Annotated in this window: 11 protein-coding genes; 2 read left to right on the forward strand and 9 right to left on the reverse strand. The window is 70.6% G+C overall.

The genetic code is table 11. The features are described from left to right. Positions 1-293, forward strand: a 293-nt coding sequence (locus tag ABDW35_RS17425; protein ID WP_343715146.1) for a thioesterase family protein, incomplete at its 5' end; no start/stop codon positions are given. 30 nt (positions 294-323) lie between these two features. Here the strand turns inward: ABDW35_RS17425 and ABDW35_RS17430 are convergent. From ABDW35_RS17430 to ABDW35_RS17465, 8 genes are all read right to left on the reverse strand, one after another. After that, positions 324-1,589: a TCR/Tet family MFS transporter gene (locus ABDW35_RS17430; RefSeq protein ID WP_343715147.1), complete on the reverse strand. Its 1,266-nt coding sequence runs from the start codon at positions 1,587-1,589 to the stop codon at positions 324-326. Between the two features lie 46 nt (positions 1,590-1,635). Further along, positions 1,636-2,565, reverse strand: coding sequence for a glycosyltransferase family 2 protein (locus ABDW35_RS17435; RefSeq protein WP_343715148.1), 930 nt, complete (start codon positions 2,563-2,565; stop codon positions 1,636-1,638). A gap of 73 nt (positions 2,566-2,638) precedes the next feature. After that, positions 2,639-5,737: an efflux RND transporter permease subunit gene (locus ABDW35_RS17440; protein ID WP_343715149.1), complete on the reverse strand. Its 3,099-nt coding sequence runs from the start codon at positions 5,735-5,737 to the stop codon at positions 2,639-2,641. Positions 5,738-5,745: 8 nt separating this feature from the next. Then, positions 5,746-6,963, reverse strand: a complete 1,218-nt coding sequence (locus ABDW35_RS17445; protein ID WP_343715150.1) for an efflux RND transporter periplasmic adaptor subunit — start codon at positions 6,961-6,963, stop codon at positions 5,746-5,748. A gap of 15 nt (positions 6,964-6,978) precedes the next feature. After that, positions 6,979-8,289, reverse strand: coding sequence for a nucleotide disphospho-sugar-binding domain-containing protein (locus ABDW35_RS17450; RefSeq protein WP_343715151.1), 1,311 nt, complete (start codon positions 8,287-8,289; stop codon positions 6,979-6,981). Between the two features lie 49 nt (positions 8,290-8,338). Continuing rightward, the gene (locus ABDW35_RS17455) at positions 8,339-12,679 is read right to left on the reverse strand and encodes an amino acid adenylation domain-containing protein (protein ID WP_343715152.1); all 4,341 of its coding nucleotides are present in this window, start codon (positions 12,677-12,679) and stop codon (positions 8,339-8,341) included. Between the two features lie 38 nt (positions 12,680-12,717). Beyond that, positions 12,718-12,918, reverse strand: a complete 201-nt coding sequence (locus ABDW35_RS17460) for an MbtH family NRPS accessory protein (RefSeq protein ID WP_343715153.1) — start codon at positions 12,916-12,918, stop codon at positions 12,718-12,720. A 282-nt stretch (positions 12,919-13,200) separates the two neighbouring features. Next, positions 13,201-13,926 (reverse strand): LuxR family transcriptional regulator, encoded by a 726-nt coding sequence (locus tag ABDW35_RS17465; RefSeq protein WP_343715154.1) that lies wholly within the window; start codon positions 13,924-13,926, stop codon positions 13,201-13,203. 501 nt (positions 13,927-14,427) lie between these two features. Between ABDW35_RS17465 and ABDW35_RS17470 the strand changes: the two genes are divergently transcribed. Then, a complete protein-coding gene (locus ABDW35_RS17470) occupies positions 14,428-14,784 on the forward strand; it encodes a hypothetical protein (RefSeq protein ID WP_343715155.1) in 357 nt (118 codons plus the stop codon). 38 nt (positions 14,785-14,822) lie between these two features. Here ABDW35_RS17470 and ABDW35_RS17475 read toward each other — a convergent pair. Then, a partial coding sequence (locus ABDW35_RS17475; RefSeq protein WP_343715156.1) for a DNA-3-methyladenine glycosylase occupies positions 14,823-15,104 on the reverse strand: 282 nt, incomplete at its 5' end.

The raw sequence follows: 15,104 nt of genomic DNA on the forward strand, positions 1-15,104 counted from the left end.
GCGACAGCAGCGACGCGTTCTTCCGCTACTTCGGCATCGACGACGACTATCGCGCAGCCGGCTGCTCGATGTTTTCGGCGGAGACGCATATTCGCCACCTCGGCGAAGCGATGCTCGGCGAACCGCTCAGGCTCACGCTGCGGCTGCTCGATGTCGACGATCGGCGCCTGCACGTGTTCCATTCGATGCATCACGCAACGACCGGTGCGCAGCTCGCGACCGGCGAGCAACCCATGAGCGCCGCGATGTCGGGCTGCCGCCGCATTCCGGGGCAACGCATCCGCGCGATCTGATCCTGTGGCGGTGAAGCGCAGACGGGGCCGCTATTCCGCCGGCGGCAGGGCCGGCTCCGCATCCGGCTGGGCGCTGTCCGCCCGGGTGATCCGCCAGGCCCTCACCAGGGAGATCGCCAGCAGCGCCGCCGCCAGCCCATAGGGCAGGCCGGGCAAGCCCAGGCCTGCCGCCGGCGTGATGCCGAGCGCGAAGCTCTGGGTGAACAGCACCGGGCCGATCATGCCGGTGATGCCGTGCAGCCCCGACAGCGCGCCCTGCAGCCGCCCCTGCTCCTCCGCCCCGACCCGGCGCGACATCAGCGCCTGCAGCGCCGGCCCGGTCAGGGCCCACAGCGACAGCAGCGGGATCGCCGCCAGGATCAGCCGGCCGGTCGGGGCCAGGGCGAACAGGGCGAAGCCGGCCATGCCGAAGACCAGCCCCGCGGCCATCGCCCACCGCTCGCCCAGCCGGGCCACGGCCGGGCCGATCAGGGCCGCCGACACCACCATCGACCCGGCGCCGACCGCCGCCAACGACAGCCCGACCGCCGCCTCGTCCCAGCCATAACGCTGCATGACATAGAGCACGTAGAGGCTGGGCAGCGATTCCTGCGCCAGAAAGATCAGGGCGGTCGCGCCGGCCAGGCCGAGCAGCGCCGGGGAGGAGCGCAGCAGCGCCAGGGCGCCGAAGGGGCTGGCGCCGGCCCAGGTGAAGCGCGCGCGCCGCTCCGGCGGCAGCGATTCCGGCAGGATCAGCAGGCCGTAGGCGGCGTTGGCGAGGCTGAGCGCCGCAGCGGCCCAGAACGGCAGCCGGGGATCGATGCCGGCCAGGATTCCGCCCAGCGCCGGCCCGGCGATGAAGCCGAGACCGAAGGCGGCGCCGAGCAGCCCGAACTTGGCGGCGCGCTGCTCCGGCGGCGTCACGTCGGCGATATAGGCGATGGCGGTCGGGGCGCTGGCGGAGGTGATGCCGGAGACCAGGCGCCCGGCCAGCAGCCACGCCAGGTTCGGTGCCAGCGCCATCAGCACGTAGTCGAGGCCGAGGCCGAGGCTGGACAGGAGGAGCACCGGCCGCCGCCCGAACCGGTCGGACAGCGCGCCCAGCACCGGCGAGGCCAGGAACTGCATCGCCGCCCAGGCCAGGCCGAACAGCCCGCTGATCACCGCCGCCCGCTCGACGTCGCCGCCCTCGAACTCGACGATCAGCCTGGGCAGGACCGGCACCATCAGGCCGACCGCGAGGATGTCGAGCAGGATGGTCACGCATACGAAGGCGACGGCGGCCTGGCCCGGTGGGCGCGGCGGCGGGCAGGACATCTGCACCTCTCCCAACAATCAACCGGCCCTCGACAGTCTCCACCGGCTAGCCGGGCGTTCCGCGACGACCCTGCGCAAAGCGCAGGGCTAGGCCCGGGCGGGCCTGCTCGACCGGCCCGAGGCGCCCCGCCAGCCCGTCGACGAGACCGGTCACGATGCCGGCAAGCTTGGCGAGCTTGGCGTCCTCAAGCAGCGCAATGTGGAAGACCTCCCACACCGTGAACAGGTTCGCCATGATGACGACCGGATATCGCCGGCCGTACCGCAGGGCGAGCTGTACGCCGTTGCGGGCGCTGTAATAGCGCCGGTACCAGGGATGATTCATCGTGGTCAGCTCGAACGGGCCCAGCTTGTGGCGGCGCCGGTCCCCGATCCGGTGCGACAGCGTCAGCGACGGGGTCACGTAGAGCGGGATGTCGGATGCCCGGGCCCTGAAGCAGTATTCGGTGTCGACATGGTCGATGAACAGCGTCTCGTCGAACGGGCCGAGCGTCGCGAAGGCGGCGCGCGAGATCATGCAGCCGGAGGAGATCAGGACCGCGCAGCGCTGCAGGCCGGCATCGTCACGCATGTCGACGCGTCGCGCGGTGACGCCGTTGCTTTGCAGCACAGGGAGATATTGCTGGACGACCTCGTCAAAGATCCGGGGGCCCACCAGGAAGGGCTGTGGGGCCAGATCCCTGCAGATTCCGCGCATGACCGGGAAGTAGCGGTCCGGCACGACCGAGTCCTGGTCGATCAGGACGACCGCGTCCATGCCGCGATCGAACTGGTCCGCCAGCCCGCGGTTGTGGGCCCCGGCGATGCCGTTCCTGTTCCCTTCATGGATCAGGACGATGTCGTGTCCGTCGAGCAGGGCCGCCAGGCGGTCATCGGGCTGCAGCGTGTTGTCGACGACCGCAAGGCTGTCGCAGCGTCTGCGTAGCGCGACGATCCGCCCGATCTGCTCCGCCGTCGGATGAAACAGGACGACCACCGCTCCAAGGGCTGTCATGGGGCTTCACCGTGTTCGTATGCAGCCGACCCGGCGCTCCGATCCTCGAATTGACCTATTCCGCCGGCGCGGCCGGCTCCGGCTCGTCGCGGGCGCCGACGAAACGGCCGAAGACCCGGCCGAACACCCCGTTCAGATCGTCCAGCACGGTGAACACCGCCGGCACGAACACCAGGCTCAGCACGGTCGAGGTGATCAGCCCGCCGATCACCACCGAGGCCATGGGCGAGCGGAAGGCGCCGCCCTCGCCCAGGCCGATGGCCGAGGGCACCATGCCGGCGATCATCGCCAGCGTGGTCATCACCACCGGCCGGGCCCGCTTGCGGCCGGCCTCCATCAGCGCCTCGGTGCGGCCGGCGCCGGCGGCGATGGCCTCGATGGCGAAATCGACCAGCAGGATCGCGTTCTTGGTGACGATGCCCAGCAGCATCAGGATGCCGATCACCACCGGCAGGCTGATCGGGTAGCCGGTCACCAGCAGCGCCAGGAAGGCGCCGCCGATCGACAGCGGCAGCGACACCAGGATGGTGACCGGCTGGGCGATGTCGGCGAACAGCAGCACCAGCACGGCCAGCACCAGCAGCACGCCGGCGCCCATCGCCAGGGTGAATCCCGAGAACACCTCCTGCATGATCTCGGCGTCGCCGAAGGGGCGGATGCTGACGCCGGGCGGCAGGTTGCGCACCGACGGCAGCGCCAGCACCGCGTCCATCGCCTGCCCCAGCGGGGTCTTGCCCACCAGGTCGCCCTCGATCGAGACGCGGCGCTGGCGGTCGTAGCGGTCGATGGTGGTGGCGCCCTCGCCGAAGGCGATGTGGGCGACCGAGGTCAGCGGCACCTTGCCGCCGGTCGCGGTCGGCACCCGCAGCGTCTCGAAGGTGGCCAGCTTGCCGCGGGCATTCTCGGCGATCTGCACCCGGATCGGCACCTGCCGGTCGCCGGCGGAGAACTTGGCGAGGTTGGCGGAGATGTCGCCCAGCGTCGCGATCCGCACCGTCTCGGCGATCTGCGCCACCGACACGCCCAGCGCCGCGGCCTCCGCCAGGCGCGGCACGATGCGGATCTCCGGCCGGTCGATCGCGGCGGTGGAGACGACATTGGCCAGCACCGGCACCCGCTCGCGGATCTCACGCTCGATCGCCAGAGACGTCCGCACCAGCTCCTCGGAATCGTTGCCGGACAGCAGCAGCGTGTATTCCCGCGCGCCGCCGCCGCTGAAGCTGAAGCGCAGATCGGGCTCGGCGGCCACCTTCGGCCGCATCGCGCTTTCCCACGCCTTCTGGTCCAGGCTGCGGTCGGCCCGCGGCACCAGGGTGGCGACGATGGTGGCCTTGCGCACCTCGCCGCCGGCGATGTCCAGCGGGTTCACGCCGTCGCCGCCGAGGACGGCATAGACGCTCTTCACCTCCGGCTGGGCGCGGAACAGGGTCGACAGCCGGTCGGCCACCGTCTGCGTGTCCTCCAGCGTCGATCCGGGCGGCAGCTCGATCGACAGGGAGGCGCGGGAGATGTCGTTGTTCGGCAGCAGGCCGGTCGGGAACAGGCTGGCCAGGGCGGCGGAGGCGACGAAGATGGCGAGGCCGGCGGCAATGGTGCGGCCGCGATGCTTGATCGACCAGTCCAGCAGCCGCAGGTAGAAGCGCATCGCCGCGCCGTCGCGCTCCTCATGCTGCCCGTGGTCGCGCATCAGATAGGCCGCCATCAGCGGCGTCACCAGCCGCGCCACCAGCAGCGAGAAGGTGACCGCGACGGCCACGGTGATGCCGAACTGCTTGAAGTACTGGCCGGCGATGCCGCCCATGAAGCTGACCGGCAGGAACACCGCGACGATGGTCATGGTGGTGGCGACCACGGCCAGGCCGATCTCGTCCGCCGCCTGAATCGCGGCGCGATAGGCCGACTTGCCCATGCGCATGTGGCGGACGATGTTCTCGATCTCGACGATGGCGTCGTCGACCAGGATGCCGGTGGCCAGGGTGATCGCCAGCAGGCTGATCGAGTTCAGGGAGAAGCCCAGCGCCTCCATCACCGCGAAGGTCGGCAGCACCGACAGCGGGATGGCGACGGCGGAGATGATCGTGGCGCGGATGTCGCGCAGGAACAGGAAGACGACGATCACGGCCAGGATGGCGCCCTCGATCAGCGTCTCCATGGTCATGTCGTAGTCGGCGCGGGTATAGCGCACCAGGTTGTCGATCTCGCTGACCTGCAGCTCCGGATGCTCTACCGCCAACTGCTGCAGCCGGGCCTGGGCGGCGTCGGCGACGACGACGTCGGAGAAGCCCTTGGCCCGGTAGAGGCTGAAGGCGACCACGGGCTTGCCGTCGACCCGGGCGAAGGTGCGCGGCTCGGCCCCGCCATCGGTCACGGTGGCCAGGTCCTGCAGCAGCGCCTGGCGGCCGCCGGGCAGGCTGATGCGGCGCTGCGCCAACTGCTCCACCGTCGCCGCCCCGGCCAGGGTGCGGATCGACTGCTCCTGCACGCCGACCGTGCCGCGGCCGCCGGCCAAGTCGATGTTGCTGGCGCGCAGCTGGTCGTTGACCTCCGACGCGGTGATGCCGAGGGCCGCCAGCCGGTCGGGCTTCAGCTCGACCCGGATCTCGCGGTCGACGCCGCCGATGCGCTTGACCTGGGCGATGCCCGGCACGCCCTGCATCGCCCGCACCACCGTGTCGTCGACGAACCAGGACAGCTGGTCGACGCTCATGCCGGGAATCGACGCGGCATAGGTCAGGATCGGCAGCCCGGCGACGTCGATGCGCTGGATCACCGGCTCCTCGATGCTCTGCGGCAGGGTGGAGCGGATCTTGGAAATGGCGTCGCGGACGTCGTTCACCGCCCGGTCGGTCGGCGTGTCCAGCACGAACTCGACCATGGTCACGGCGGCGCCGTCGGACAAAGCGGAGGTGACGTGCTTGACCCCGGTCAGCCCGGCCACGGCATCCTCGACCGGCCGGGCCACCTGGGTCTCCAGCTCGGTCGGCGCGGCGCCGGCCTGGGCGATGGTGACGGTCACCACCGGCACGTCGATGTTCGGCATCTGGGTGACGGGCAGCGACCGGAAGCTGACCAGGCCGATGACGATCAGCACCGCGAACATCACCAGCGGCGGGATCGGCTTGCGGATCGACCAGGCGGAGATGTTGAGGGCCATGGTCCGGCTCAGCCCGCCTTGTCCGCGGCGGCGACCGGCGGCGATGCCGGGACGATTCGGTCGCCGCTGCGCAGGAAGCTGCCGGCGCGCAGCACCACCGCCTCGCCCTCGGCCAGGCCGCGGCGGATCTCGACCCGGCCGTCGCCGACGAAGCCGGTCTCGACCGGCCGGCGGTCGACCACCGCGTCATGCACGGCCTGGACATAGGCGCCGTCGGCGCTGAAGAACACGGCGGACAGCGGCACGGTCAGGGCCTTGCGGCGGCCGGTCTCGATCGTCCCCTCGGCGAACACACCGGGGCGCAGCCCGGGCTCGGGCGGCAGGGTGACGGCGACGCGGCCGAGGCGGCTGGTGGGGTCGACCGTCGGGTCGACCAGCCGCACCGTGCCGCGCACCGGCCGGGCGAAGCCGGTCAGCTGCAGCTCCACCGGCTGGCCGACGGCGACGCGCGGCATGCCGGTCTCGGTCACCTCGGCGCGGAACTCGACCTCGCCGTCGCGAATCAGCCGGAACAGCGGCGCGCTGGACATGCCGACCACGGCGCCGATCCGCGCCTGCCGCTCCGACACCACGCCGGCGACCGGGGCCTTGATCTCGGACCGGGCGATGCGCAGCGCCACATCGTCCCGCTGGGCCTGGGCCAGCGCCTTGTCGGCCAGGGCCGAGCGCGCCGTCTCCCGGGCCGAGGCGATGCGCGACTCGGCAACCTTGACCTCGGTCTGCCGCGCCAGCAGCTGCTCGGCAGAGGCGTTGCCGTTGGTGCGCAGCGCCTGGGTCCGCTCCAGCGACGCCTGGGACTGGATGGCCGAGGCCTCGGCCTCGTCGATCGAGGCCTGCGCCTGCTGGGCCGCGGCCTCGGCCTTGGCGATGTTGGCGTCGCTCTGGGCCAGCTGGGTGTCCAGCTGGGCGTGGTCCAGCCGGGCCAGCACCTGGCCGGCCACGACATGGTCGCCGACATCGACGTCGAAGCTGACCAGGCGCAGCCCGTCGACCTCGGCGCCGACCAGCACCTCCTCCCGCGCCGCCAGCGTGCCGGTCACGGCCAGGGTCTCGACCACCTCATGCATCTCGGCCCGGGCGAGGGTGGTGACGGGGGCCGGGACGGCGGGGTCGCCCGCAGGCCCGACGCGGTCGGAGGCCAGGATGCGCCAGCCGCCGGCCACCACCGAAAGGCCGATGACCGCCAGGGCCAGGAACCCGAGCCGGCGGGAACGGATGACTCTCATCGCGGAACCTCTCGCTCAGGCCGTGGCGCGGCGCTGCCCTTGGCCGGAGACCAGATCGTCCAGGATTGCGGCGATTTCCCGGCGTGCGTCGTGCCGCGCGAAATCGGCCTGCACCGCCTGCGCCCGGCGCCGGTAGCGCGGGTCGGACAGCACGCTGCGCACCGCGTCGCGGATCTGCTCCGGCCGCGGGTGGCCGGTGCCGAGATTGATTCCGGCCCCGGTCCAGGCGACGCGGGCCGCGATCTCCGGCTTCTCCTCGGTGTCGCCCGCCACCACGATCGGGACGCCGAGGCTGAGGGCGTGGTTGACCGAGCCATAGCCGCCATTGGTGACGAAGACATCGACCTTGGGCAACAGCCGATCATACGCCACGAAGGGCGTGGCGCGGGTGTTTGCCGGGATCGGCACCGGGATCTCCTCGACCGGCGGGCCGCCGGTGGTGGCGACCACCAGCATGTCCTCGTCCTTCAGCGCGGTCAGGGTCGGGCCGATCAGCTGGCCGAAATCCTCATTGGCGAAGGTGCCCTGCGTCGCCACCACCACCGGCTTGCCGCCGTCCAGCTCGCCCCACCAGCCGGGCGGGTCGAAGCTCCTGGTCGGCGGCGCCAGCAGCGGGCCGACGAAGCGCACCGTCTCCGGCAGGTCGCTGCGCGGATACTCGAAGGACTTGCCGGTCAGCTGCAGGTACAGGTCGGGCAGGCTGACGAAGGCGTCGAACATGAATTCCGGCAGCGGCGGGCAGCCGATCGACGCCAGCGTCTCGTCGAACTCCTGCTGCATGCCGGCGCATTGCGCCTGCATGTTGCGGTGCATGGCGATGTTGCGGGCCCGCCCCTCGGAGGTGGTGGATGGCGGCATGCCGGAGCCGAAGAACGGCGTGTCGACGCTGGTGGCGGCCAGGGCGGTGATGCCGATGGTGATCACCGGCGGCCGGGCCTCGCGCGGGCCCAGCAGCATCGGCACGGTGCCGGCGAAGACGGTGTCGACCAGGATGGCGTCGGCCGGGAAGTCGGCCAGGATCCCGTCCAGCCTCGCCTTCTGGCCCAGCATGGTGCGGCACAGATAGCGCAGGCCCAGCATCAGCTTCAGCGGGCCGCGCTCGGCCTCGTGATAGTCGGGGAACAGCTCGCTGATGCGGCGGTAGTCGAAGTCGATCTCGCCGGGGAAGGGGACGAAGCGCGCCCCGGTCGCCTCCGCCTTCTCGCGGAACAGGCTGGCGGTGTTGAAGACGACCTGATGGCCCTGGCGGACGAGGTGCTGGGCGATGGCGAGAAGCGGCGAGACATGCCCGGGCAGGGCGGTCGCGGCGAGGATGTAACGGGCCATGCTGGGTCCTTCCGCCGGGCGGCGCTGCCGCCGCCCGGCCTTGCTGCAATCACTCGGCGGCGACGGGGGTCGGCTCCGGCGCCCAGGCCTCGGCCGCCTCGACCGAGTCCAGGATCTTCAGGTTGCGCAGGTAGCGCTCGATCAGCTCCGGCCCGACCGGCGGGATCGCGCCGCCGATCTCGTCCATCCGCGCATGGGTGGCGTCGCAGGACAGGGTCGGCGGGGTGATCGACGTGTCGTACTGGTTGAGGATCGAGAGCACGGTGGCCAGGTAGTGGTCCTGGCTGTCGAACAGGCTCTGCTTCGCCCGCTCCAGCCAGGGCAGCAGGCCCAGCGGCTCGAGCGGCAGGCCCAGCCGCTGGAACATCGGCACCATGTCGCGCAGGTAGATCGCGCCCTGGCTGACCAGGTGGTAGACGCCGCCCCAGGGCCTGTCGCTGCGCGCCAGCCGCAGCATCGCGTCGGCGATGTCGTCGGCCGGGGTCATCGCCATGTGGATGTCCGGAATGGCGCCGATGGTGGCCGAGGCCCGCACCACCCGCCAGATCATGTCGGCCTCGTTGCAGATGCCCTGTGCCCGGTCGCCGGTGATGGTGCCCAGCCGGTACACCGACACCGGCAGGCCGCGCGCCTGGGCCTGCCGCGCCAGCGTGTCGCCGGCCCATTTGCTCTGGGCGTAGCCGCCGATCAGGCCCTGCCAGCTCTCCAGCCCCGACGCCTCGGTGATCAGCTCCGGCCCCGTGGACGGGTCGATCACCGACAGGGTCGAGACATAGTGCAGCGCCTTCGGCCGGCCGGACGCGGTCCAGCCGATCAGCGTGCGCACCGCCTCGACGTTGGATGGCTTCAGCGCGGCGTAGGACTGCAGGAAGTCGACCATCGCGCCGCAATGGAAGATGGCGTCGCACTGGTCGCGGACGATGGCGACCCCCTTGGGGTCGAGGCCGAGATCCGGCTCGGCCAGGTCGCCGACCAGGATCTTGATGCGGTTCTCGTCCCACAGCCCGATCAGCTGCCGGTCCGTCAGGGCGCGGCGCAGCCGGGTGCGGGCGGCACCGGCGCTCATCGCCCGGACCAGGCAGAAGATGCGGGCATTGGTGTCGCGCAGCAGCGTCGCCAGGATCTGGCTGCCGACGAAGCCGGTGGCGCCGGTCAGGAACACCTCGCCGAATTCGACCGGCGGCAGCTTCGCCAGCGGCCGGATGTCGTCGGCCAGCTGGGCGTCGGCAGCGAGGTTGAGCGAGGCGCCGGCGAAGCCGCCGCGGGCCTGGTCGACCTTCTCCGCCAGCCCGGCGATGGTCGAGACCTCGAACAGGACCGCCAGCGGCAGGTCGACATCGAAGGTCGCCTTCATCCGCCCGACCAACTGCGCCACCAGCATCGAGTGGCCGCCGAGCTCGAAGAAATTGTCCTCGACGCCGACGCGCTCCAGCCCGAAGGTCTCGGCCCAGATCGCGGCCAGGGCCTCCTCGGTCGGCGTCCGCGGCGCGACGAAGCCGGCGCTGGCCTGGCGCTCCGGCTCCGGCAGCGCCTTGCGGTCCAGCTTGCCGCTCGGGGTCAGCGGCAGGGCGTCCAGCGCGGTGAAGGTCGCCGGCACCATGTAGTCGGGCAGGTGGCGTCCCAGCTCCTGCCGCAGCGCCGCCGGCTCCAGCACCGCGCCGGCCTCCAGCACCACATAGGCGGCCAGATAGCGGTCGCCCGACTTGTCCGTGCGGTCGATCACCGCGGCCTGCAGGACGGTCTCGCTGCGGACCAGCGCCGCCTCGATCTCACCCAGCTCGATGCGGAAGCCGCGCAGCTTCACCTGGTGGTCGATGCGGCCGAGGAAGTCGAGCGTGCCGTCGGGCCGCCAGCGCACCAGGTCGCCGGTGCGGTACATCCGGCTGCCGGGCGCGCCATAGGGGTTGGCGACGAAGCGCTCGGCCGTCAGCATCGACCGGTTGATGTAGCCGCGGGCCAGGTTGGCGCCGGCCAGGTACAGCTCGCCATTGACGCCGGCGGGCACCGGCTGCAGCCCGGGGTCGAGGACGTAGAGCTGGGTGTTCCAGATCGCCCGGCCCAGCGGCACCGGGCCGGGCTCGGCGTCGCCGCGGCATTCCCAATAGGTCACGTCGACCGCGGCCTCGGTCGGGCCGTACAGGTTGTGCAGCGGCACCGCGGGCAGCGTCTCGTGGAACTTCGCCGCCAGATCCTCGGGCAGCGCCTCGCCGCTGCAGAAGACGCGGCGCAGCCCGGTGCAGCCGGCCGCCGCCGGCTCCTGCAGGAAGGCGCGCAGCATCGAGGGTACGAAATGCAGGGTGGTGATCCGCCCGTCGCGGATGATCTCGGCCAGATAGGCCGGGTCGCGATGCCCGCCGGGCTTGGCGACGACCAGGGTGGCGCCCTGGATCAGCGGCCAGAAGAACTCCCAGACCGAGACGTCGAAGCCGGACGGCGTCTTCTGCAGCACCCGGTCATCAGCGGCCAGTCCGTATTCGCCCTGCATCCAGCGCAGCCGGTTGACGATGGCGCCGTGCGGCACGGCCACGCCCTTCGGCCGGCCGGTCGAGCCCGAGGTGTAGATGACATAGGCGGTGTCCAGCGGGTCCGGCGCCCCGGCCTCGAGGGCGGCCGGGCCGGCGGCGTCCAGCTCGGCCTCCGTCTCCGCCGCGTCGAGAATCACCCGGTCGCTGTCGTCCGGCACCACCCAGGCAGTGTCGCGATCGGTCACCACCGCCACCGGCTTGGCGTCGCCGAGCATGAAGGCGATGCGGTCCAGCGGGTAGTCAGGGTCGAGCGGCAGGTAGGCGGCACCGGTCTTCAGGATCGCTAGCAGGCCGACGACCAGTTCGACCGACCGCGGCAGGGCCACGGCGACAATCCGGTCCGGCCCGGCGCCGCGCGCGGCCAGCAGCCGGGCCAGCCGGTTGGCGCGGCCGTCCAGCTCGGCATAGCTCAGCGCCTCCTGGCCGAACACCAGCGCGGTCGCGTCCGGCGTGGCCCGGGCCTGGGCGTCCAGCAGCGCGGTCAGTGTGTCCGCCGCCACCGGGTGCTCGGTGCGGTTCCAGTCCGTCAGGATCCGATGCCGGTCGGCCGGGGCCAGGATGTCGATGCCGCCGATCGCCTGGGCGGGGTCGGCCACCAGCGCCTGCGCCAGTCGCAGAAGCTGCTCGCGGTGCGTGGCCAGCTCCTCCGCCGTGTACAGCGCCGAATTGGCGTCCAGGTCGATGCACAGGCCGTTGTCGTCGCCGCGGTCGTAGATGAACACGCCGAGATTGTTGGTCGACCCGTTCGACAGGTTCTGCGGCGTCATCGGCAGGCCGCCGAAGCGCAGGTCGTAGTCGAAGGGCTCGATGTTCACCAGCATGGTGAACAGCTGCTGGTTGTTCGGCAGCAGGTTCAGGTCGCGCCGCATGTCCTCATAGCGGTACTGCTGGTGCCGCAGGCACTGGCGCACCTCGGTGCCGACCTGGCGGATCACGTCCTGCATGCTCAGCGCCGGGTCCATCCGCAGCCGCAGCGGCACGGCGTTGGCCAGCATCGACGGGGTGCGCCGCATCCGGGCATTGGCCCGCGCGGTGACGGTCAGGCCGACGATCAGGTCCTCCGCCCCGGTGACGCGGTACAGATAGGCGGTGGTCAGGGCGATCAGGATCTGCGGCAGGCTGGCGCCGATCGACTGCGCCAGGGCGCGCAGCGACGCCACCATGCCCGGCTCCATGAAGGACCGGTCGCGCAGCAGGCTGCCGGTCGCCAGCTTGCGGTGGGACAGCGTGATCGGCGACGGCGTGTCGGCGAAGCGCTCCATCCAGTATTCGCGGTCGCGCAGGAAGCGGTTGGAGGTGCGGTAGCCGGCCTCCTCCTCCAGGATCTCCGCCAGGCGGCCAAAGGCGGTGTCGTCGGTCGGGGCGCGGCCCTCGACCAGCGCGGTGTACAGCTCCGCCACGCGGCGGGTGCACAGCCCGCCGGACAGGCCGTCCATCAGCAGGTGGTGGACGCGGTGGTACCAGATGAAGGATTCGTCGGCGATCTTGAGGATGGCGGAGAACCACAGCTCGTCGGTCAGCGGGTTCAGCGGGCGGTCGTAATCCGCCCTCATCCAGCGGGCGGCGGCCTCGCGCGCAGCCGGCTCGGCGCTGAAGTCGATGACCGGGATGTCGCCGCCATATTCGTGCCGGATCACCTGCCGCGGGCCGTCATCGAACTCGACGAAGCGGACGCGCAGCGCCTCGGCCTCCCGCGTCAGCTGCCACAGCGCCGCCTGCATCAGGCCGGTGTCGAGCGGGCCGTGGATCTCGATCGCCTCGGCCAGGTTGAACTCGATCTCGGGCATGAACTTCTGCGCCAGCCACATGCCGGTCTGGGCGGTCGTCAGGGGCAGCGCGGCGCTGCCGAAATCGATGCTGTCCATGGCTCAACTCGCTCGCAGAAATAGGGAGGGGGCCGCCGCTACCGGCCGGCCAACGACTTCGGGCGCAGATCCGTCCAATGGCTGTCGATGTGGTGCTGGCAGTCCGGGCGGGCGGCGTCGCGCAGCACCGCGGTCCAGCCGGCCGGGACCGGGATGAAGGCCGGCCACAGCGAATGCTGCCCCTCGCCGTTGACGAGGACGTGGAAGCGGCCTTCCGGATTGTCGAAAACGCTGGTCACGTCACGCTCCACCATGCCGGCGCACAACCATGCCGGCGGTGCCGCGACGGCGGCGCTGCCACGGGCTGGCGCAGATTGTCGAAAGGATTCGCGTTGGAAGCTTTCGCCGCCCGGCAGCGGTGCCTCGAACCATCGCGATCCGCACATCGCCTCGCTTCGCCGGGCCGGAAGGCGCGCGGCAGGCGCGCCATTCCGGAACCAGCAGCCCCAATGAGTCCTAATAACGCGGACTCTGGTGCGAATCGAAAGCTGGTGTGAGCTGTATAGGTTTACAGGTTTCGATCAGGCACAGATGATGATGTCATGCATCAATCCTCTGGCGATCGCCTGTGACAGGGTCGCCACCCCGAATTTCTGTTTCGCATTCTCGGTGTGGAACACCACCGTCCGGCGGCTGATCCGCATGATCTCGGCGATATCCGAAGCGCTCTTGCCCTTGGCCGCCCATTGCAGGCAGTCGATCTCGCGCGGAGTCAGCGTCGGCCGGGCCTGCGGTTCGGGCCGCTCGTCCTGGCGCAGCCGGGCATGAAGATGCAGCGCGACCAGGTGCAGGGCGTGCTGGTGCCGGTCGATGCAGCGCTGGAAGTCCGGCTCCAGGCCGAACTCGGCCAGGGTCAGGCTGGAGGCGCGGCCCTGGCGGTCATGGATCGGGATGGTGACGCCGCGCCGGATGCCGGCCTCGGCCGCGTCGTCCAGAAACGCCTTCAGCCGGCGGGTCGATGGCTGGGCCAGGGTGTCGAGTGTCCAGGCGAAAGGCAACATGGTGCCGACCGCGCGGGCGATCACCGGGTCGACGCGGTCATAGCGCTGCTCGCCATAGCGTTCGGTCCAGCTGTCCGGATAGGTGGTCAGCATCAGCGGCCCGTCGGCCTCCCCCGCCGGGAAGCTGACATAGGCGTAGTGCCTCAGCCCATAGCCATGGATGGTCCGCTCCAGCAGGTCGTGGATCGCCTGCCGGCTGTGGACCGTTGGTAGGTATAGGATGAAATCCCGAAAAATTTGATCCATCTTTTATCCTCGCCGCATCGTGCTTTTTGTTCGTTGTCCTCCCAAGCTATTTTAATTTTATTGATTATTTTAGTTATGCCGCGTCACATTACAGTCACTTCGGCAATCGTTATCCTATTTCCATTGGCGCGATCCGCCAAGAAAGATTTGCATAAGGCGGTATGGAAGGCCAGCCTGCGACAAGCTGCCACGGGGATGTTGCGCGGATTGATCCGCCCGAGATCTGCCCCGGCGTGGGCAGACTCGATTTGCTGTCGGTCTGTTTCAGTCAATCTGCATAACATAGCAGGTATATTTGTGGAGCCCGAGTGATAGGAATGGCTTCCGTCGGTCGAGTTCTGCGATTCGGCCGATGCAGCGCCCGGGAGGTGGTGAGACTGCTGATATATTCTTCTCCAAGTCTGGAAAGAATGTCTCTTGCGGTGCTTTCTTCTGAAAGGCTCGACCAAGGCGGCCTGGCCCGGCGCAGATCCGAAGCCTTCCGACACACAGGAGAAGTTCATGAGCGGCATTCTTGATCTGACCGGCCTTCTCGGCGGCCTGCTTCACGATGCGGGTGACGTGCTGGGCGGCGCCGTCGCCGGCATCGGCAGCACCGTCGGCACGGCGGTGGGCGAGACCGGCGAGATCGTCGGCGGCGTGGTGGGCGATGTCGGTGCGATCGTCGGCGACGCGGTCGGTGACGTGGTCGGCGGCGCCACCCACGCCGTCGGCGCGGTGCTCGATGGCGCCCAGTCGGCTGTCGGCGACGTGGTCGGCGGCGTGGGCGATGCGGTCGGCCATGTGGCGGACGGCGTCGGCGATGCCCTGGGCAGCGTCCTGGGCGGCCTGTTCGGCCATATCGACTTCCACCTCTGAGCGGGACAGCCGGGGCAGGGTTCGCCCGCCCCGGCCCTTCAGCGGAAGGGCTTGCTGAGATAGGGCGACCCGGCCAGGCCGAAGCGCCAGGGCGTGGCGACGCCGCGGGTCAGGCCGATGCGCGGCCCGACCGCGATCGCCGGCTCCGCCTCGGTCCGCGGCAGCAGCCGGAACGGCGGCGCGTCCAGGGGCAGGCCGGTCATCGCCCCGGTGACGCCCAGCGCCTGGGCCAGCCGGCCCGGGCCGGCGCACAGCAGGCGCGGCGCCTCCAGCCCGCGGCGCGCCCGCATCACCTCGATCCCGTCCGTCGGCTCGATCGC

It is taken from the genome of Inquilinus sp. (genome assembly GCF_039594555.1).
In the GTDB taxonomy this organism is placed as follows: Bacteria; Pseudomonadota; Alphaproteobacteria; order DSM-16000; family Inquilinaceae; genus Inquilinus.